General features: G+C 61.7%; 21 protein-coding genes. 10 read left to right on the top strand and 11 right to left on the bottom strand.

Going from position 1 to position 19,533, the window contains the following annotated elements; all coding sequences use genetic code 11:
• Positions 1–5 precede the first annotated feature (5 nt).
• The 3 genes from HX793_RS17120 to HX793_RS17110 all read right to left on the bottom strand — a co-directional run bounded on the left by HX793_RS17120 (position 6) and on the right by HX793_RS17110 (position 1,502).
• On the bottom strand, positions 6–800 hold the full coding sequence (locus HX793_RS17120; protein ID WP_016976029.1) for a thiazole synthase: 795 nt from the start codon (positions 798–800) through the stop codon (positions 6–8).
• Positions 801–852: 52 nt separating this feature from the next.
• Entirely contained in the window at positions 853–1,053 is a 201-nt protein-coding gene (thiS, locus tag HX793_RS17115; protein WP_015886354.1) for a sulfur carrier protein ThiS, read from the bottom strand.
• Positions 1,054–1,124: 71 nt separating this feature from the next.
• Positions 1,125–1,502 carry a DUF423 domain-containing protein gene (locus HX793_RS17110; protein WP_016976028.1) on the bottom strand — a complete coding sequence of 126 codons (378 nt, stop codon included), beginning with the start codon at positions 1,500–1,502 and terminating at the stop codon, positions 1,125–1,127.
• 74 nt (positions 1,503–1,576) lie between these two features.
• Here HX793_RS17110 and mtgA point away from each other — a divergent pair, with 74 nt between their 5' ends.
• On the top strand, positions 1,577–2,299 hold the full coding sequence (gene mtgA / locus HX793_RS17105) for a monofunctional biosynthetic peptidoglycan transglycosylase (protein WP_016976027.1): 723 nt from the start codon (positions 1,577–1,579) through the stop codon (positions 2,297–2,299).
• 121 nt (positions 2,300–2,420) lie between these two features.
• Here mtgA and rpoH read toward each other — a convergent pair whose 3' ends face one another.
• The 4 genes from rpoH to ftsY all read right to left on the bottom strand — a co-directional run bounded on the left by rpoH (position 2,421) and on the right by ftsY (position 6,459).
• Entirely contained in the window at positions 2,421–3,275 is an 855-nt protein-coding gene (rpoH, locus tag HX793_RS17100) for an RNA polymerase sigma factor RpoH (RefSeq protein WP_016972967.1), read from the bottom strand.
• Between the two features lie 129 nt (positions 3,276–3,404).
• The gene (ftsX, locus tag HX793_RS17095; RefSeq protein ID WP_016976026.1) at positions 3,405–4,430 is read right to left on the bottom strand and encodes a permease-like cell division protein FtsX; all 1,026 of its coding nucleotides are present in this window, start codon (positions 4,428–4,430) and stop codon (positions 3,405–3,407) included.
• Positions 4,427–5,098 carry a cell division ATP-binding protein FtsE gene (ftsE, locus tag HX793_RS17090; RefSeq protein WP_003234627.1) on the bottom strand — a complete coding sequence of 224 codons (672 nt, stop codon included), beginning with the start codon at positions 5,096–5,098 and terminating at the stop codon, positions 4,427–4,429. The genes ftsX and ftsE overlap by 4 nt, the downstream gene beginning before the upstream one ends.
• The gene (ftsY, locus tag HX793_RS17085) at positions 5,095–6,459 is read right to left on the bottom strand and encodes a signal recognition particle-docking protein FtsY (protein ID WP_178905527.1); all 1,365 of its coding nucleotides are present in this window, start codon (positions 6,457–6,459) and stop codon (positions 5,095–5,097) included. The genes ftsE and ftsY overlap by 4 nt, the downstream gene beginning before the upstream one ends.
• Positions 6,460–6,690: 231 nt before the next feature.
• Here ftsY and HX793_RS17080 point away from each other — a divergent pair, with 231 nt between their 5' ends.
• The 4 genes from HX793_RS17080 to HX793_RS17065 all read left to right on the top strand — a co-directional run bounded on the left by HX793_RS17080 (position 6,691) and on the right by HX793_RS17065 (position 11,332).
• On the top strand, positions 6,691–8,046 hold the full coding sequence (locus tag HX793_RS17080; RefSeq protein WP_016976024.1) for a M16 family metallopeptidase: 1,356 nt from the start codon (positions 6,691–6,693) through the stop codon (positions 8,044–8,046).
• Positions 8,039–9,529: a M16 family metallopeptidase gene (locus HX793_RS17075; protein WP_177052680.1), complete on the top strand. Its 1,491-nt coding sequence runs from the start codon at positions 8,039–8,041 to the stop codon at positions 9,527–9,529. The genes HX793_RS17080 and HX793_RS17075 overlap by 8 nt, the downstream gene beginning before the upstream one ends.
• Positions 9,529–10,137, top strand: a complete 609-nt coding sequence (gene rsmD, locus HX793_RS17070; protein WP_177052679.1) for a 16S rRNA (guanine(966)-N(2))-methyltransferase RsmD — start codon at positions 9,529–9,531, stop codon at positions 10,135–10,137. The genes HX793_RS17075 and rsmD overlap by 1 nt, the downstream gene beginning before the upstream one ends.
• Positions 10,138–10,339: 202 nt before the next feature.
• Positions 10,340–11,332, top strand: a complete 993-nt coding sequence (locus HX793_RS17065; RefSeq protein WP_177052678.1) for a hydrolase — start codon at positions 10,340–10,342, stop codon at positions 11,330–11,332.
• Here HX793_RS17065 and HX793_RS17060 read toward each other — a convergent pair.
• On the bottom strand, positions 11,319–12,173 hold the full coding sequence (locus HX793_RS17060; RefSeq protein ID WP_177052677.1) for a sulfurtransferase: 855 nt from the start codon (positions 12,171–12,173) through the stop codon (positions 11,319–11,321). The two genes, HX793_RS17065 and HX793_RS17060, sit on opposite strands and share 14 nt — an antisense overlap.
• A gap of 34 nt (positions 12,174–12,207) precedes the next feature.
• Positions 12,208–12,879, bottom strand: coding sequence for a TetR/AcrR family transcriptional regulator (locus tag HX793_RS17055; protein WP_016976019.1), 672 nt, complete (start codon positions 12,877–12,879; stop codon positions 12,208–12,210).
• A gap of 144 nt (positions 12,880–13,023) precedes the next feature.
• Here HX793_RS17055 and HX793_RS17050 point away from each other — a divergent pair, with 144 nt between their 5' ends.
• From HX793_RS17050 to HX793_RS17030, 5 genes are all read left to right on the top strand, one after another.
• Positions 13,024–14,451, top strand: a complete 1,428-nt coding sequence (locus HX793_RS17050) for a coniferyl aldehyde dehydrogenase (protein WP_177052676.1) — start codon at positions 13,024–13,026, stop codon at positions 14,449–14,451.
• Positions 14,452–14,479: 28 nt separating this feature from the next.
• Positions 14,480–15,025, top strand: coding sequence for a twin-arginine translocation pathway signal protein (locus HX793_RS17045; protein ID WP_177052675.1), 546 nt, complete (start codon positions 14,480–14,482; stop codon positions 15,023–15,025).
• 148 nt (positions 15,026–15,173) lie between these two features.
• Positions 15,174–16,769 carry a GMC family oxidoreductase gene (locus HX793_RS17040; protein ID WP_178905526.1) on the top strand — a complete coding sequence of 532 codons (1,596 nt, stop codon included), beginning with the start codon at positions 15,174–15,176 and terminating at the stop codon, positions 16,767–16,769.
• A 103-nt stretch (positions 16,770–16,872) separates the two neighbouring features.
• On the top strand, positions 16,873–17,352 hold the full coding sequence (gene coaD / locus HX793_RS17035) for a pantetheine-phosphate adenylyltransferase (RefSeq protein ID WP_003176711.1): 480 nt from the start codon (positions 16,873–16,875) through the stop codon (positions 17,350–17,352).
• 282 nt (positions 17,353–17,634) lie between these two features.
• A complete protein-coding gene (locus HX793_RS17030) occupies positions 17,635–17,886 on the top strand; it encodes a YfhL family 4Fe-4S dicluster ferredoxin (protein ID WP_016976015.1) in 252 nt (83 codons plus the stop codon).
• Here HX793_RS17030 and mutM read toward each other — a convergent pair.
• Both mutM and HX793_RS17020 read right to left on the bottom strand, forming a co-directional pair.
• A complete protein-coding gene (gene mutM, locus HX793_RS17025; protein ID WP_016976014.1) occupies positions 17,883–18,695 on the bottom strand; it encodes a bifunctional DNA-formamidopyrimidine glycosylase/DNA-(apurinic or apyrimidinic site) lyase in 813 nt (270 codons plus the stop codon). The two genes, HX793_RS17030 and mutM, sit on opposite strands and share 4 nt — an antisense overlap.
• A 21-nt stretch (positions 18,696–18,716) precedes the next feature.
• Positions 18,717–19,529, bottom strand: a complete 813-nt coding sequence (locus HX793_RS17020; protein WP_177002757.1) for an HDOD domain-containing protein — start codon at positions 19,527–19,529, stop codon at positions 18,717–18,719.
• Between the last annotated feature and the right edge of the window lie 4 nt (positions 19,530–19,533).

The raw sequence follows: 19,533 nt of genomic DNA, 5'->3' as shown, positions 1-19,533 counted from the left end.
GGCTCTTACTTGATCAGACCATCCAGCGGCGAGGAGGCGCTGGCGTAGAGTTTTTTCGGCATGCGACCGGCGAGGTAGGCCAGGCGGCCCGCGACGATGGCGTGGTTCATGGCTTGCGCCATCATGATCGGCTGCTGGGCATGGGCGATGGCCGAGTTCATCAGCACCGCGTCGCAGCCCAGCTCCATGGCGATGGTTGCGTCTGAGGCTGTGCCTACACCCGCATCCACCAGCACCGGGATCTTGGCTTCTTCCAGGATGATCTGCAGGTTGTACGGGTTGCAGATACCCAGGCCGGAACCGATCAGGCCGGCCAGCGGCATCACGGCGATACAGCCGATTTCCGCCAGTTGGCGCGCGATGATCGGGTCATCGCTGGTGTAGACCATCACGTCGAAACCTTCCTTGACCAGGGTTTCGGCGGCCTTGAGGGTTTCGATCACATTGGGGAACAGGGTTTTCTGGTCTGCCAGCACTTCCAGCTTCACCAGGTTATGGCCGTCGAGCAGCTCACGGGCCAGGCGGCAGGTGCGCACGGCTTCGATGGCGTCGTAGCAACCGGCGGTGTTCGGCAGGAAGGTGTAGCGATCCGGCGACAACACTTCGAGCAGGTTCGGCTCGCCTTCGATCTGGCCGAGGTTGGTGCGGCGCACGGCGAAGGTGACGATCTCGGCGCCCGAGGCTTCGATGGCCAGGCGGGTTTCTTCCATGTCGCGGTATTTGCCGGTGCCGACCAACAGACGGGACTGGAAGGTACGACCGGCCAGGACGAAGGGCTTGTCGCTACGAACGATGCTCATGGGAAATCCTCGAAATGGGGTGAGGTTCTGCAGAATTCAGGAAGCTGCGCGACTAGCCGCCGCCGATGGCGTGGACCACTTCGACCTGGTCACCCTCGGTGAGCGCAGTTTCGGCGTGCAGGCTACGCGGGACGATATCCAGATTGAGTTCCACTGCAACACGACGCCCGGTCAAGTCCAGACGGGTCAGCAGGGCCGCAACGGTTTCACCGTCGGGTAGTTCAAAGGATTCGCCGTTCAACTGAATGCGCATGCCACGGGCCGCCATCGTTTTTAGGGGCCCGCATTCTAGCCCGATTGAGGTTGCCGGCCCAAGCCCCTTGGTCAGGCGGCCTGCAAGCGCCACGCCGCCAGACCGAGGAAAAACCAACCTAAAAGGAACGCTAGCCCGCCAAACGGCGTAATGATGCCTAGCTTGCTGATCCCGGTCAGGGTCAGCACATACAGGCTGCCGGAGAACAGCAGGATGCCGACGGTAAACGAGATGCCCGCCCAGCTGACCAACCGGCCAGGAATATGCGCCGCCAGCAACGCCACGCCGAATAGCGCCAGGGTATGGACCAGTTGGTAGGTCACACCGGTATGGAAGATCGCCAGGTACTCGGCGCTCAGGCGGTTTTTCAGGCCATGGGCGGCGAACGCGCCGAGCGCGACACCGGTAAAGCCGAAAAAGGCAGCCAACATCAGAAAGCCACGCAACATGAGGAACTCCAGTCAGACTCAAAGGGCCGGGTCTGTATAATGGCCCGCTCAACGGGTTCGGCCAAGCCATCTCTATGCTGCGTCTCCTCTTCAAACGCTTTCTCAACGTCGTGAAATGGTTTGCCATCGGCAGTGTGCTGCTGGTGTTGCTGTTTCGTGTCGTCCCGCCGCCGTTCACCGCGCTGATGGTGGAACGCAAGGTTGAATCCTGGTTCGACGGCGAACCCATCGACCTGCAGCGCAGCTGGGTGCCGTGGGATGAGATCTCCGACGACCTCAAAGTGGCGGTGATGGCGGGTGAAGACCAGCGCTTCCCGCAGCATTGGGGGTTTGACTTCGGCGCGATCCAGGCGGCGATCCTGCACAACGAGCGCGGTGGCTCGATTCGCGGCGCCAGTACGTTGAGCCAGCAGGTGTCGAAAAACCTGTTCCTGTGGGCCGGCCGCAGTTATCTGCGCAAAGGCCTGGAAGCCTGGTTTACCGGGCTGATCGAGGTGTTGTGGCCCAAGCAGCGGATTCTTGAGGTGTATCTCAACAGTGTTGAGTGGGATGAGGGGGTGTTTGGCGCGGAAGCGGCGGCTCGGCATCACTTCGGCGTGAGTGCCAAGGGGTTATCGCGGCAGCAGGCCAGCTATCTGGCGGCAGTGTTGCCTAACCCTCGGGTGTGGAGTGCCAGTCATCCGACGGCGTATGTGGCGCGGCGCGCGGCGTGGATTCGGCAGCAGATGAGTCAGTTGGGTGGGGATGGGTACCTAGTGGAACTGAACAATTCCCGCAAGGCACCCTGGTCCGACTGACACAACACAAAAAAATGCACACAAACAAATGTGGGAGGGGGCTTGCCCCCGATAGCGGTGGATCAGTCGCGTTAATGTTGACTGACACTCTGCTATCGGGGGCAAGCCCCCTCCCACATTTTCAGGCAGCGATGGACAGTTTCAGCTTGTTCATCGCGCTTTTCTCAAGCTGACGAATTCGCTCGGCCGACACGTTGTACTTCTGCGCCAGGTCGTGCAGCGTGGCTTTGTCTTCTGCCAGCCAGCGCTGGTAGAGGATGTCACGACTACGGTCGTCCAGCACTTCCAGCGCTTCGTGCAGGTTGTGGTTGGAGTTGTCGCTCCAGTCCGCATCCTCCAGTTGACGCGCCGGGTCGTACCGGTGGTCTTCCAGGTAGTTGGCCGGCGATTGGAAGGCGCTGTCGTCGTCCGCTTCAGCGGCCGGGTCGAAGGCCATGTCATGGCCGGTCAGGCGGCTTTCCATCTCGCGCACTTCACGGGGCTCCACGCCGAGGCTTTCGGCCACGCGGTGGACTTCCTCGTTGTTCAGCCACGCCAGGCGTTTTTTCTGACTACGCAGGTTGAAGAACAACTTGCGCTGGGCCTTGGTGGTCGCCACTTTCACGATGCGCCAGTTGCGCAGGATGAACTCGTGGATTTCCGCCTTGATCCAGTGCACGGCAAACGACACCAGACGCACACCCATTTCCGGGTTGAAGCGTTTCACAGCCTTCATCAGGCCAACGTTGCCTTCCTGAATCAGGTCAGCCTGGGCCAAGCCGTAGCCGCTGTAGCTACGGGCGATATGTACGACAAAACGCAGGTGGGCGAGCACCATCTGCCGAGCCGCCCCCAAATCCTGCTCATAGTAGAGACTCTCGGCCAGTTCACGCTCCTGCTCAGGCGTCAGCAATGGAATGCTGTTGACCGTGTGCACATAGGCTTCCAGGTTCGCACCCGGGACCAAGGCATAAGCAGGTTGCAAAGAAGTGGTCATACGAAAAAACCTCCGACTCACATAACTCGTGCAGTGAAGCACTGCGAAAATTGACCGGGAACCGTAGGACAAGTTCCCTAAACCACCAATACGGTCAATACAAACGAAACCACATTAATCTGACATTAACTACTTCGGTGCCAACTCGCGTAAATGACGAGCGACCGCAATCCAAGCACCGATATACCCCAACAATACCGCGCCAAGCAAGAGACTCAGACCATCGGCTACCGGCACGCCGGCCAGCGCGAAATCACTGCCGTAGAGTCCGGCCAGCCCGACCACCGCGTCGTTCAGCCAGTCCAGGCCAAAAGCCAGCACGCCCCAGGACAAAATCCCGGCACCGAAGCCATAAAGCGCGCCCATGTACAGAAAAGGACGACGCACATAGCTGTCCGTGCCGCCGACCAGTTTAATCACTTCTATCTCGGTGCGACGGTTTTCAATATGAAGACGAATGGTATTACCTATCACCAAAAGTAATGCAGACACCAACAGCACCGTCAGGCCGAATACAAAGCGGTCGCCCAGCTTGAGGATCGCCGCCAGGCGCTCTACCCAGACTAGATCAAGTTGCGCCTGTTGCACCTTGGGCATCTCTGCGAGTTTTTGTCGCAGGGCCTCCAGCGCCGGCTTGTCGACTTCATTCGGCGTTACCAGTACCACGCCGGGCAGCGGGTTCTGCGGCAGCTCTTTGAGCGCTTCGCCCAGGCCGGATTGTTGTTGGAACTCTTCAAGGGCCTGGTCGCGGCTGATGTACTCGGCATCCGCCACACCTGGGATGTTCTTGATGTCGTCGCGCAACGCTTCGCCGTCTTTGGCGCTGGCGTCGATGTTCAGGTACAGCGAGATCTGCGCCGCGCGCTGCCAGGAACCGCCGAGGCGCTCCACATTATTGAGCAGCAGCGACAAACCCATCGGCAGGCTCAGGGCCACTGCCATCACCAAACAGGTGAAAAAGCTGCCGATCGGCTGCTTGCCCAACCGGCGCAAGCTGTCGACCAGGCTGGCGCGATGGCTTTCGATCCAGGCGCGCAGCAGGGTGCTGAAGTCCGGACCGTCATCGTCGTGATCGTGTTTTTTCTTCGGCGGTTGCGGATCGGCCGGTTTCGGCGCCACGCGCTCGGAGACTTTAGGGCTGCGGGTCGCACTCATACGCCGGCCTCCCCGTCACCGATCAAGCGGCCGCGTTGCAGGGTGAGCATGCGATGGCGCATGCGCGCGATCAGCGCCAGGTCGTGACTGGCGATCAGCACGCTGGTGCCCAGGCGGTTGATGTCTTCGAACACCCCCATGATCTCGGCCGCCAGGCGCGGGTCGAGGTTACCGGTAGGTTCGTCCGCCAGCAGCAGGGCCGGGCGATGGACGATGGCGCGGGCGATGCCGACGCGCTGTTGCTGGCCGGTGGAGAGGTCGCCGGGGTAGAGGTCGGTCTTGTCCGACAGCGCCACGCGTTCGAGCGCCGAATCCACGCGCTTGACGATCTCGGCCTTGGACAACCCGAGGATCTGCAATGGCAGCGCCACGTTATTGAACACGGTGCGATCGAACAGCAACTGGTGGTTCTGAAACACCACGCCGATCTGGCGGCGCAGGAACGGAATCTGCGCATTGCTGATGGTGGCCAGGTCCTGGCCCGCCAGCAGCAGTTTGCCGGTGGTCGGGCGTTCCATGGCCAGCAGCAGGCGCAACAGGGTACTTTTGCCGGCGCCGGAGTGGCCGGTTACAAACAGAAACTCGCCGCGACGCACTCGAAAGCTCAGCTCATGCAAGCCCACATGCCCGTTGGCATAGCGTTTACCGACCTGTTCGAATCGAATCATGAACGCTCCCGCTCGGCAAACAGTGCCTGTACAAAGGGTTCGGCTTCAAAGGTGCGCAGGTCGTCGATGCCTTCACCGACGCCGATATAACGAATCGGCAACCCGAACTGTTTGGCCAGGGCGAAGATCACGCCGCCCTTGGCCGTGCCGTCGAGCTTAGTCAATGCCAGGCCAGTCAGTTGCACCGTCTGGTTGAATTGTTTGGCCTGGCTGATGGCGTTCTGGCCCGTGCCCGCGTCAAGCACCAACAGAACCTCGTGCGGCGCGTCTGCATCGAGCTTGCCGATCACGCGACGGACTTTCTTCAGCTCTTCCATCAAGTTGTCTTTGGTGTGCAGGCGACCGGCGGTATCGGCGATCAGCACATCAATGTTACGGGCCTTGGCGGCTTGCACGGCGTCGAAGATCACCGAAGCGGAATCCGCGCCAGTGTGCTGGGCGATCACCGGGATCTTGTTGCGCTCGCCCCACACCTGCAACTGCTCAACCGCTGCGGCGCGGAAGGTGTCACCGGCGGCCAGCATGACTTTCTTGCCTTCGGACTGCAGCTTCTTGGCCAGCTTGCCAATGGTGGTGGTCTTGCCAGCGCCGTTGACGCCCACTACCAGGATCACGAACGGCTTGTTCGGGGTGATCACCAGCGGTGCCTCAACAGGCTTGAGCATGGCGGCCAGCTCGGCCTGCAGGGATTTGTACAGCGCATCGGCGTCCGTCAGCTGCTTGCGCGCGACCTTCTGCGTGAGGCTCTGGATGATCACGGCGGTGGCTTCGACGCCCACGTCGGCGGTGAGCAGACGGGTTTCGATGTCTTCCAGCAGTTCGTCATCGATGACTTTTTTGCCGAGGAACAGGCTGGCCATGCCTTCGCCAATGCTGGCGCTGGTCTTGCTCAGGCCTTGCTTGAGACGGGCAAAGAAGCCGGTTTTGCTGGTTTCGACGGCAGCCGCCACAGGCTCAGGCTCGATAACGGCAGGTGCGGCAACCTCGATCGCAGCCGGAATGGGCGGCGTCACGTGCTCAGCCTGCACATCTTCAACCAAGGCTACGGGTTCTTCGGCCACCGGCAGTTCCAGCCACGGCTTGTGCTCTGGCTCTGGCTCTGGCTCTGGCTCTGGCTCTGGCTCTGGCTCTGGCTCAGCTTCCACCACCGGCTGCAACACCGGCTCGGCCATCGGCAACACCACCGGGGCCGGGGTTTCGACAACCGGTTCGGCTTCTACTATTGGCGCAGGGGTAGGTTCAGGCTGAACCGGCGGCTGTTCGTCGACGGTTTCCTGCGGCTTTTTGCGCAGCCATCCGAACAGGCCTTTTTTCTCGCCAGCCGCAGCTGGGGTCTTCTTGTCGTCGTTGGAACCAAACATGGAGACGGCTATCTCAAGGTAGCGACGCGCCAAGGGGCGCGCCGGTAAATAAAATTCGATGCGTAACAGACTGTTTTTTAGCCAGCTCGTTCATGCGCAACATTTTGAAGGCCAAAATAGGGCCTCAACAAGACAGCCGCAGTGGCCGTCCCTCAGTCGGATCAGTATCCTAGCACCTCCTCGCCCGCCGACGCTAAGACCAAGCGGGCAGCCCAACAGGTTTAAAAACGAATGAATGCTCTAGCCCGCCGCGCCGCAGGCCTGCTGTTCAGCACAGTTTGTCTGCCTCTTTCAGCCTTGGCTGCCGACCCACAACCCACCCATGAGTTCACCCTGGATAACGGCCTGAAGGTGGTCGTACGCGAAGATCATCGCGCGCCAGTGGTGGTTTCCCAGGTTTGGTACAAGGTCGGTTCGAGCTACGAAACCCCGGGCCAGACCGGTTTGTCCCACGCCCTGGAACATATGATGTTCAAGGGCAGCGCCAAAGTCGGCCCCGGTGAAGCCTCGCTGATCCTGCGCGACCTGGGCGCCGAAGAGAACGCCTTCACCAGCGACGATTACACCGCCTACTACCAAGTACTGGCCCGTGATCGCCTGGGCGTCGCCTTCGAACTGGAAGCCGACCGCATGGCCAGCCTGCGCCTGCCGGCCGACGAGTTCAGCCGCGAAATCGAGGTCATCAAGGAAGAGCGCCGCCTGCGCACCGACGATAACCCAATGTCCAAGGCCTACGAGCGCTTCAAGGCCATGGCTTTCCCGGCCAGCGGCTACCACACGCCGACCATCGGCTGGATGGCCGACCTGGACCGAATGAAGGTCGAAGAACTGCGCCACTGGTACCAATCCTGGTACGTGCCGAACAATGCCACCTTGGTGGTGGTCGGTGACGTCACCCCGGACGAGGTGAAAAACCTGGCCCAGCGCTACTTTGGCCCGATTCCCAAGCGAGACGTGCCACCGGCCAAGATCCCGATGGAATTGGCCGAGCCCGGCGAGCGCCTGCTGACCATGAAAGTGCAGACCCAACTGCCGAGCGTGATCCTGGGATTCAACGTGCCCGGCCTGGCCACCGCCGAAGACAAACGCTCGGTACAGGCCCTGCGCCTGATCTCGGCGTTGCTGGACGGCGGCTACAGCGCACGGATATCCGAGCAGTTGGAACGCGGCGAAGAGCTGGTTTCCGCTGCCTCCACCAACTACGACGCCTACACCCGTGGCGACACCCTGTTCATGTTGACCGCCACGCCCAACCAGCAGAAGAAAAAGACCGTCGCCCAAGCCGAAGCCGGCCTGTGGCGCCTGCTGGAAGAGCTGAAGGCCAAGCCGCCGACCGCCGAAGAACTGGAACGCATCCGCGCCCAGGTGATTGCCGGCCTGGTCTACCAGCGTGACTCCATTACCAGCCAGGCCACAGCCATTGGCTCCCTGGAGACCGTGGGCCTGTCCTGGAAACTGATGGACACGGAGCTTGCCGACCTGCAAAGCGTGACCCCGGATGATATCCAGAAAGCCGCGCGCACCTATTTCACCCGCGAACGTCTCAGCGTCGCCCATGTCTTGCCTCTGGAGACCGCTCATGAGTGATCGCAAAAGCAGCCGCCTGATCCTCCCCGGCCTGATCGTCGTCACCCTGATCGCCGCCAGCGCCGTGTATTTCCTGCGCCCGAGCGACTCTGTCGCCAGCCCGGCGCTGGAAAAAGCCCAGTCGAGCAACAAGCTGCAATCCCTGGCAGAGCTGGACGACAAGGCACCGACCAACCGCAAGCTCGACGTACAGACCTGGACCACCGCCGAAGGCGCCAAGGTGCTGTTCGTCGAAGCCCATGAACTGCCGATGTTCGACGTGCGCATCCTGTTCGCCGCCGGCAGCAGCCAGGACGGCAATGTGCCGGGACTGGCGTTGATGACCAACGCCATGCTCAACGAAGGCGTGCCGGGCAAGGACGTGAGCCAGATCGCCCGTGACTTCGAGGGCCTCGGCGCGGACTTTGGCAATGGCGCCTATCGCGACATGGCGCTGGTGTCCCTGCGCAGCCTCAGCGACAGCGATAAACGTGACGCCGCCCTGAGCCTGTTTGACCAGGTGATCGGCAAGCCAACCTTCCCGGCCGATTCCCTGGCGCGGATCAAGAACCAGATCCTCGCCGGCTTCGAGTACCAGAAGCAGAACCCCGGCAAGCTGGCGAGCCTTGAGTTGTTCAAGCGCCTGTACGGCGATCACCCTTACGCACACCCGAGCGAGGGCACGCCAGAAAGCGTCCCAAAGATTACTCTGGCGCAGTTGCAGGCGTTCCACGCCAAGGGCTATGCGGCCGGCAACGCGGTGATCGCGGTGGTGGGCGACCTGACCCGCGCCGAGGCCGAAGCCATGACCGGCAAGATTTCCGCCTCGCTGCCTAAAGGCCCGGCCTTGCCGAAGATCGCCCAGCCAACCGAGCCCAAGCCGGGCTTGAACCGCATCGAGTTCCCGTCCAAGCAGACACATCTGCTGTTCGCCCAATTGGGCATCGACCGTGCCGACCCGGACTATGCTGCCCTGTCCCTGGGCAACCAGATCCTCGGCGGCGGTGGTTTCGGCACCCGCTTGATGAGCGAAGTCCGCGAAAAGCGCGGCCTGACCTATGGCGTGTACTCCGGCTTCTCACCCATGCAGGTACGCGGCCCGTTCATGATCAACCTGCAGACCCGCGCCGAAATGAGCGGCGGCACCCTGCGCCTGGTGGAAGACGTGGTCGCCGACTACCTCAAGAACGGCCCGACGCAAAAGGAACTGGATGACGCCAAGCGCGAGCTGGCTGGCAGTTTCCCGCTGTCGACCGCGAGCAACGCCGATATCGTCGGGCAGTTGGGCGCGATGGGTTTCTACAACCTGCCGCTGACCTATCTGGAAGATTTCATGAAACAATCCCAGGCCCTGACCGTAGAGCAGGTCAAGGCTGCCATGAACAAACACTTGAGCGCCGACAAGATGGTCATCGTGACCGCCGGCCCGACGATTGCGCAAAAGCCACTACCGCCCCCCACTGACAAACCCGCCGAGCAGCCGCTCGGGGTTCCGGAGCATTAATGGCCAGTTCATCTCGCCCGAAAAAACCTGTCCACAACGTGCATAACGGTGTGGGCCAGCTGCGCATCATTGGCGGCGAATGGCGCAGCCGCAAGCTGAGCTTCCCTGACGTCGTAGGCCTGCGCCCGACGCCGGACCGCGTGCGTGAAACCCTGTTCAACTGGCTCGCGCCGTACATTGCGGGCGCCAAGGTGCTGGACCCGTTTGCCGGCAGTGGCGCGTTGTTCCTGGAGGCGTTGTCCCGTGGCGCTGCCCTGGGCCAGGCGCTGGACGCCAGCAACGTGGCCGTTTCCAGCCTCAAGGAACACCTGGGAACCCTGCGCTGCACCACCGGCCAGGTCCAGACCGCCGACGCCCTGCGCTACCTGGAAACCCAGCCCGCCAGCCAGTTCGACGTGGTGTTCCTCGACCCGCCGTTCAACCAGAACCTGCTGCCGACCGTGTGCACGCTGCTGGAAGAACGCCAGTGGCTGGCACCGGATGCGTGGATCTACACTGAGAGCGAGACCGCGCCTTCGACCCTGGGCCTGCCGGCAGACTGGCGCCTGCACCGGGAACAGAAGTCCGGGCGGGTGTATTACGCGTTGTGGCATCGCAGCGTCGCCTGACCTCTGTTTATGCAGGCCAGGCTGACTGTGCTGATCGGGCTTTCTGTGGCGAGCGGGCTTGCCCCGCGTTGGGCTGCGCAGCGGCCCCAGTAAACACACTGCGCACTGTCAGTTAAACCTCACCGCCAGGATTCAGGGCCGCTTCGCGCCCCAGCGCGGGCGGTGCGACGATTCGACAAGCCCGCTCGCCACAGAGACTTGCATGAACCTTTGCGCTAATACCTTCACCCCCGCCTTCGGCCTCGGCAACCCCCACCTGCAAACACTGTGGGGGCCGTTGTGGCGTCCCACCACCCACATCGAACGCCAACGCGAACGCCTGTGGCTGGACGACGGCGACTTCCTCGACCTCGACTGGCACGGCCCCCATGACGCGCAAGCGCCGTTGGTGCTGGTGCTGCACGGGCTGACCGGCTCATCCAACTCGCCTTACGTGGCAGGCCTGCAGAAAGCCCTTGCCGCGCAAGGCTGGGCCAGCGCCGCGCTGAACTGGCGTGGCTGCTCGGGTGAACCTAACTTGTTGGCGCGCAGCTATCACTCGGGTGCCAGCGAAGACCTGGCGTCAGCGATCGCCCACCTGCGTGCCAAGCGGCCATTGGCGCCGCTGTTTGCCGTGGGTTATTCCCTGGGCGGCAATGTGCTGCTCAAGCATTTGGGTGAAACCGGCGCGGCATCAGGACTGCAAGGCGCTGCGGCGGTGTCGGTGCCGTTTCGCCTGGACCAATGTGCGGACCGCATCGGCCTGGGCTTTTCGCGGGTGTATCAGAAGCACTTCATGCGTGAAATGCTGGCGTATATCCGCGTCAAGCAGCGTCGCTTTCTGCAGGACGGCCAGGCAGATGGGCTCAAAACCCTGGAAGCCTTGGGCTCACTGGAAAAGATGCGTACGTTCTGGGATTTCGATGGCCGGGTGACTGCGCCGCTCCACGGTTTTCTGAGTGCCGAGGACTATTACCGCCGCGCGTCGAGCCGTTATTACCTGGGCGAGATCCGCACGCCCACCCTGATCATCCAGGCCGCCGATGACCCGTTTGTATTCGCCCACAGCCTGCCCGAGGCGAGCGAATTATCGGCGTGCACGGAGTTTGAGCTGCTGGCCAAGGGTGGGCATGTCGGCTTTGTCGATGGCACCCTCAAGCGCCCCGGTTATTACCTGGAGCGCCGTATTCCCGCCTGGTTGCTCAGTCGCCGGTAGCGATTGCCCGCGTCGGATCAGTAATCCACTCACTCCATGACCCCGCATACAACTTGCCCAACGGATAACCCGCCAGGCTCAGGGCGAACAGGTTGTGGCACGCCGTCACGCCAGAGCCGCAATACGCGACCAATTCGTCCGGCGAGCGACCTTGCAACTGGGCGGCGAAGCGCTGCTTGAGCTGTTCAGCCGGAAGGAAGCGGCCATCGGCGCCCAGGTTTTCGTTGAAGGCCGCGCACTGCGCACCTGGGATGTGCCCGGCGATCGGGTCGATCGGCTCCACTTCGCCGCGAAAACGTGGTTGAGCGCGGGCGTCGATCAGCGTCAATCCCGGCTGGCCCAGGCGTTTTTGCAGATGCTCAACGTCCAGCAGCAGACGGTTGTCCGGCGTACCGGCGAAGCTCCCAGGCTCAACCAGCGGCGCGTCCAGACTCAACGGGAAACCGGCGGCATGCCAGGCTTTGAGGCCGCCATCCAGGATAAACACGCCGTCGCGCTTGCCCAGCCAGGCCAGCAGCCACCAGGCGCGGGCGGCATAGGCACCGGGGCCGTCGTCATACAGCACGATATCGGTATCTGCGCTGATGCCCCAGGCCCGCAACTGCTGAACCAAAGTGTCCGCCGCCGGCAATGGGTGACGGCCGGTGACGCCTTTGGTCACCGGGCCACTGAGGTGTCGCTCCAGGTCGGCGTATTGCGCGCCTTCGATATGCCCTTCGGCATAGCTGCAACGCCCGTAGTCCGGGTCTTCCAAGGCAAAACGGCAATCCAGGATCATCACCCCGCCGGCCTTCTGGCGCTCGGCCAGTTGCTGGGGGCTGATCAGTTGGGCAAGCGGCATGACGGACTCCTAGTGAACAGATTCGGGAAAGGTCCTACTTCACTTCTTCCAATGCCTGATTTAACGGCACGTAAAATTCCTTGAACAAGGCATCTACCGCCTCTTTGGCCTGGGGCGTGACAAACCCCGCCTCCAGCACCAGCACCTGATACACCCCACGCTTGATCGCCTCGGCGCTCAAATGGGCAGAGTTTTCATTGGTGGTGCACAGGAAGCGTACCCAGGAGGTGAGGATGATCCAGGCGTTGAGGGTCAGGGCTTCGGTTTGCACCGGGTCCATATTGAGGATGCCGGCGTCGACAAACCCTTGGTAAATAGCCCCGCCCTGGGTCAGGCAGCGCTGGGAAAAGCGCCGATAGCCGGTCGCCAGTTCCGGATCGCTTTCCAGCAGGTGTTCGAGGTCGCGGTGCAGGAAACGGTAGCGCCACATGCCGGCCAGCACGGCCTGCAGGTAGAAACGCTTGTCTTCGACGGTGACGGCGCGACCTTGAGGCGGACGCAGGAAACTGTCCACCAGCGCTTCATATTCGCGAAACAGCACGGCGATGATCGCCTGCTTGTTGGGGAAGTGGTAATACAGGTTGCCCGGCGAAATTTCCATATGGGCGGCGATGTGGTTGGTGCTCACACTGCGTTCGCCCTGCTGGTTAAAAAGCTCCAGGCTGGTTTGCACAATGCGCTCGCTGGTCTTTACTCGTGGTGCCATAGGGGATCAGCTTCTGTACACGTGATGGGGCATCTTACGGCCTAATCTTGCAGGGATAAATCCGCATCTGCGTAATGACATTTGACAATTTAGAGCAATGACTCTAAAAATCCAGGCAGACCTATAACAATCGGGAACGCCGCCATGTCTGCCAACGTTGCCTATCTGCAAGATTCCCAGATGCTGGATCAGCTCCAGGACCTGTTCGACACCCAACGCCGTGCCTACGCCGCCAACCCGATGCCCCCGGCCGCACAACGCCAGCAATGGCTCAAGGCCCTGCGCGACCTGCTCAGCGACGAGCGCCAGGCGCTGATCAACGCGATCAGCCAGGATTTCAGTCATCGCAGCGCCGATGAAACCCTGTTCGCCGAACTGATGCCCAGCCTGCATGGCATTCATTACGCCAGCAAACACCTCAAAGGCTGGATGAAACCTTCCCGCCGTGCCGTAGGCATTGCCTTCCAGCCCGCGTCAGCCAAAGTCATTTATCAACCCTTGGGCGTGGTCGGCGTGATCGTGCCCTGGAATTACCCGCTGTACCTGGCCATCGGCCCGCTGGTCGGCGCATTGGCGGCGGGCAATCGGGTGATGCTCAAGCTCAGCGAGTCGACACCCGCTACCGGCGAGTTGCTCAAGGCGCTGCTGGCGAAGATCTTCCCCGAGGACCTGGTGTGCGTGGTGCTGGGTGAGGCCGAAGTCGGCATGGCCTTCTCCAAGCTGCCCTTCGACCACCTGCTGTTTACCGGCGCCACCAGCATTGGCAAGCACGTGATGCGTGCGGCGGCCGAACACCTGACGCCGGTCACCCTGGAATTGGGTGGCAAGTCGCCGGCCATCGTGTCCGCCGATGTGCCGCTCAAGGACGCCGCCGAACGCATCGCCTTCGGCAAAGCGCTGAACGCTGGGCAAACCTGCGTGGCACCGGATTACGTGTTGGTGCCGGAAGATCGCGTCGAGGGTTTCGTGGAGGCCTACACCCAGGCCGTTCGCGGGTTCTATCCGACCCTGGTCGACAACCCGGACTACACGGCGATCATCAACGAACGACAACTGGCCCGGCTCAACGCCTACGTCAAGGACGCCACCGACAAAGGCGCCACCCTGATTCCGCTGTACGACCAAGGCCAGGCGCGGCGCATGGCCCATAGCCTGTTGTTGAATGTCAGCGATGACATGACCGTGATGCAGGACGAAATCTTCGGCCCGGTGCTGCCGATCGTGCCCTATCGCGGCATCGACCAAGCCTTTGCCTACATCAATCAACGCCCTCGCCCACTGGCCCTGTATTACTTCGGCTACAACAAGGGCGAGCAGGATCGTGTGCTCCACGAAACCCATTCCGGCGGGGTGTGCCTGAACGACACCCTGCTGCATGTCGCCCAGGACGACATGCCGTTCGGCGGCATCGGCCCCTCGGGCATGGGCCACTACCACGGCCACGAAGGATTCCTCACGTTCAGCAAAGCCAAGGGCGTGCTGGTGAAACAGCGCCTGAACGCGGCGAAGTTGATCTACCCGCCCTACGGCAAATCGATCCAGAAATTGATCCAGAAGCTGTTCGTCCGCTGAAACCGCCACCCACGGGATAACAATAACAATGAACCCTAGCCTGACTGAAACACCCGCGCTGTCGCGGCGCGGCGTCCTGAAAATCGGCCTGTGTGCCAGCGCCTTCCTGGCTACCGCCGGGCTGGGCGCGAGCCTCAGCGGTTGCTCCAGCAGCACGCCGGCCAGCGGTTTCGTGATGTTGCGTAGCAGTGATCTGCCGTTCCTGCGCGCCGTGATCCCGGTGCTGCTGGAAGGTGTGGCCAGTGCCCAGGAGGTCGCCAGCGGGATTGAGAACACCCTCAAGAAACTCGACTTCAGCCTGCAACGCCTGTCGCCGGAGATGTTCAAGCTCACCCAGCAACTGTTCGACGTGTTGGGCATGGGCATCACCCGTGGCCCGCTGACCGGGATCTGGGGCAGTTGGGAAAACGCCAGCGGCGAGCAAATCCGCAACTTTCTGCACCGCTGGGAAAACAGCTACCTCAACCTGCTGCGCATGGGCCAGGGCTCGCTGCTCAAGCTGGTGATCATGGCCTGGTACTTCCAGCCGGCGTCCTGGGCCCATTGCGGCTACCCCGGCCCGCCGAAGATCTAGCCTTGATAACCCGATCAAAAATGTGGGAGCGGGCTTGCTCGCGAAAGCGGTGGATCAGCCACACCTTTATCGACTGACACTCTGCATTCGCGAGCAAGCCCGCTCCCACATCGACCACAACTTCGTACAAAAATAAGAGTGCACTCCTATGCCCGTACCCGACCTGTTCCGCGACGGCATGGCCCGTGGCTGGAAAACCCACAATGGCGCCGCCCTCGACAACGACCTGACCCTGGAAGCCGATGTGGCGATCATCGGCAGCGGTGCCGGTGGCGGCACCACCGCCGAAATCCTAAGCGCCGCCGGCTACAAGGTGCTGCTGATCGAAGAAGGCCCGCTCAAGACCAGCAACGACTTCAAGCTGTTGGAAGACGAGGCCTACACCAGCCTGTATCAGGAGGGCATCGGCCGCATGAGCAAGGATGGCGCGATCACCATCCTGCAGGGCCGTGCAGTGGGCGGCACGACGCTGATCAACTGGACGTCGAGCTTCCGTACGCCGGACGCCACCCTCAGCCACTGGGCCAGCGAATACGCGGTGAAGGGCCACAGCAGCGCCGAAATGGCACCGTGGTTCGAAAAGATGGAGCAGCGCTTGGGTATCGCGCCCTGGGCCCTGCCGCCCAACCCCAACAACGACGTGATCCGCAAAGGCTGCGAAAAGCTCGGTTATAGCTGGCACGTGATCCCACGCAATGTGCGCGGCTGCTTCAACCTGGGGTATTGCGGCATGGGCTGCCCGGTCAATGCCAAGCAATCGATGCTGGTGACCACAATTCCGTCCACCTTGGAAAAAGGCGGCGAACTGCTCTACCTGGCCCGCACCGAACGCCTCATCTACAGCGGCGACACGATCAGCAGCCTGGAATGCGTGGCCATGGATAACCTGTGCGTGGCGCCGACTGGCCGCAAAATCACAGTGAAGGCCAAGCACTATGTGCTCTCCGGCGGCGGCATCAACAGTCCGGCGCTGCTGATGCGTTCGGATGCGCCCGACCCGCACAAACGGTTGGGCAAACGCACCTTCCTGCACCTGGTGAATTTCTCCGCCGGGTTGTTCGATGAGGTGATCAACCCGTTCTACGGTGCGCCGCAATCGATCTATTCCGACCATTTCCAGTGGCAGGACGGCACCACCGGCAAAATGTCCTACAAGCTGGAGGCACCGCCCTTACATCCTGCGCTAGCCAGTACGTTGCTTGGTGGTTATGGCACCCAGAACGCCCTGGACATGAGCCAATTGCCCAATACCCACGCGATGCTGGCGCTGCTGCGCGATGGTTTCCACCCCGACAGCCCCGGCGGCGGCGTGGAGTTGCGCGGTGATGGTACGCCGGTGCTCGACTATCAAGTCTCGGACTACGCCTGGGATGGATTGCGCCGCGCGTTCCACAGCATGGCCGAGATCCAGTTCGCCGCGGGCGCCAAGTCGGTCAAGCCGCTGCATCACGATGCGCGCTACGTGAAAACACTGGGCGAAGCCCGAACGATGATCGAGGAGCTCAACCTGGAATTGCACCGCACCTGTCTGGGCAGCGCCCATGTGATGGGCGGTTGTGCCATGGGTGAGGATCCGAAAAATGCAGTGGCCGACAGCCTCGGTCGCCACCACCAATTGCGCAACCTGTCGATCCACGACGGGTCTTTATTCCCCACCAGCATTGGGGCCAACCCACAATTATCGGTGTACGGTTTAACTGCCCAACTGGCGACAGCTTTGGCCGAACGTCTGAAAACGGCATGAAAAAACGCGCGATTAGCGGTATGTATCTACATAAGTCGACTTGGCCGACCGGGATGGCTGCGATACCATCCGGTTCCCCAACGGACTCCGCCAGGACGACGCGATGAACCGAGTGTTGTACCCAGGAACCTTCGACCCGATTACCAAAGGCCATGGCGATCTGGTCGAACGTGCCTCACGCTTGTTCGACCATGTGATCATCGCGGTCGCAGCCAGCCCCAAGAAAAACCCGCTGTTTCCCCTGGAACAGCGCGTGGAACTGGCGCGTGAGGTCACCAAGCACCTGCCCAACGTCGAAGTGGTGGGCTTTTCGACGCTGCTGGCGCATTTCGCCAAAGAGCAGAACGCCAATGTGTTCCTGCGCGGCCTGCGTGCGGTGTCGGACTTCGAATACGAATTCCAGTTGGCCAACATGAACCGCCAACTGGCGCCGGACGTGGAAAGCCTGTTTCTCACGCCGTCGGAACGTTATTCGTTCATTTCCTCGACGTTGGTCCGTGAAATCGCCGCTTTGGGCGGGGATATCACCAAGTTCGTGCATCCGGCTGTGGCAGATGCGCTGACGCTGCGCTTCAAGAAGTAATTTTGCTGAAGGGCTTTCTGTGGCGAGCGGGCTTGTCCCGCGTTGGGCTGCGAAGCAGCCCTGAAACCCGGCGATGAGGTTTCTGCCTGAAACTACGTGGTGCCTTTACTGGGGCCGCTTCGCAGCCCAACGCGGGACAAGCCCGCTCGCCACAAGTTACCTGCGACGGATAAATGGCGGCTGGCCATAGGTCATGTGCACTCGCACTGCGGGCGCCAATGCGGCACAATTGCGCGCATTAGTTTTCAGATGCCTTGGCTGATAGCCCTGGCAGGAGTTTCCATGTCCCTGATCATCACCGACGATTGCATCAACTGCGACGTCTGCGAACCCGAGTGCCCGAACGCCGCAATTTCCCAGGGCGAAGAGATCTACGTGATCGACCCCAACCTGTGCACCCAGTGCGTCGGCCACTACGACGAGCCTCAGTGCCAGCAAGTGTGCCCGGTGGATTGCATCCCGCTGGATGAAGCCCATCCGGAGACGCAAGAGCAGTTGATGGCCAAGTACCGGTTGATTACCGGTAAAGCCTAAGACTGGCACTTGGGGCAAAACACGCTCGCGCGCTGCCCCAGCACCACATTGCGCAATTCGCTCCCGCAGACCTTGCACGCCTCGCCGCCCCGGCCATAGACGAACAGTTCCTGCTGGAAATACCCCGGTTGCCCGTCGCCGCCGATAAAGTCGCGCAGCGTGGTGCCACCGCGCTCGATGGCAGCCGCCAGCACGCGCTTGATCTCGATCGCCAGCTTCAAGTAACGCGCCCGCGAAATGCCGCCCGCCTCGCGACGCGGGTCGATCCCCGCCGCAAACAGCGCTTCCGTCGCGTAGATATTGCCCACGCCCACCACCACCGCGTTGTCCATGATGAACGGCTTCACCGCCATCGAACGGCCACGGGACAACTGGAACAAGCGCTCGCCATCAAACAGATCCGTCAGCGGCTCCGGTCCCAAGCGGATCAGCAGTTCATGGTTGTGCGGGTCCTGGCTCCAGAGCATCGCGCCGAAACGCCGGGGGTCGGTATAACGCAGGGCCAGGCCCGACTCCAACTCGATATCCACATGCTCATGCTTGGCCGCTGGCATGCCGACTTCCACCAGGCGCAAGTTGCCCGACATGCCCAGGTGGCTGATCAAGGTGCCCACTTCGGCATTGATCAGCAGGTACTTGGCCCGTCGTTCCACCAGTACGATCCGCTGCCCGGACAGGCGCACATCGAGGTCTTCCGGGATCGGCCAGCGCAGGCGTCGTTCACGCACCACCACGCGGCTGACCCGCTGGCCTTCCAGGTGTGGCGCGATGCCGCGTCGGGTGGTTTCGACTTCGGGTAACTCGGGCATGTGTACCTCTTGAAGGAAGGGTCAGTGGGCGCCCAGCTCGCGGATCGACAACTTCATGCTTTCGAAGTCGTAGTCCGACAGGCCCACGTAGTCCAGCACCAGATGGCCGATGGCATTCCACTCATGGTCCACCGCCTGGTTGCCCAGCACGCGATAGGACGAGCAGATGTGCTCGGCCATCTTCAGGATCGCCAGCAGGTTTTTCAGTTGCGAATTGCGCGACGACTCATCGCTGAACACCGCCAGGGCGTTGTGGTGGTTGGCGATGGCATCGGTCACATGTTCCGGCAGGCGCCAGGATTTGGCGGTGTAGTAACCGACCACGGCGTGGTTGGTGTTGAACGCGTTGTTCTCGGTGTCGACCACGCGGCAGTCGGGGCCGGCATTGGCATAAGCCTGCTCCAGCACCGACATGTAGTTGGGGAAACGCTTGAGCATCAGTGGCACGCCGCAATCGTGGAACAGGCCCAGGGCGTAGGCTTCGTCCACCGCTTGGGCGCCGGTGCGCTTGGCCAGGGTGAGGCAGGTCATCGCCACATCCTGGGCGGTATCCCAGAAGCGGTTGAGGGTGACGATGGTGTCGTCGCTCATTTCGCCCTTGATCGACAGCGCGTTGATCAGGTTGATGATCGAACGACTGCCCAGCAGGTTCACCGCGCGCTGGATCGAGGCGATCTTGTTGCTCAGGCCGAAGTACGACGAGTTGACGATCTTCAGCAATGCGCCGGACAGGCCAGGGTCCTGGGCGATCAGCCGCGCGATCACTTCCAGGTCCGGGTCGGGCATGTACTGCTCCATCTGCAAATCCACCATGATTTGCGGTTGGGGCGGCACGCTG

This window comes from Pseudomonas reactans (assembly GCF_013387025.1).
GTDB classification, from domain to species: Bacteria; Pseudomonadota; Gammaproteobacteria; order Pseudomonadales; family Pseudomonadaceae; genus Aquipseudomonas; species Aquipseudomonas reactans.
Note: the sequence above shows the minus strand (reverse complement) of the source record. Positions and strands in the feature narration are given on the sequence as shown.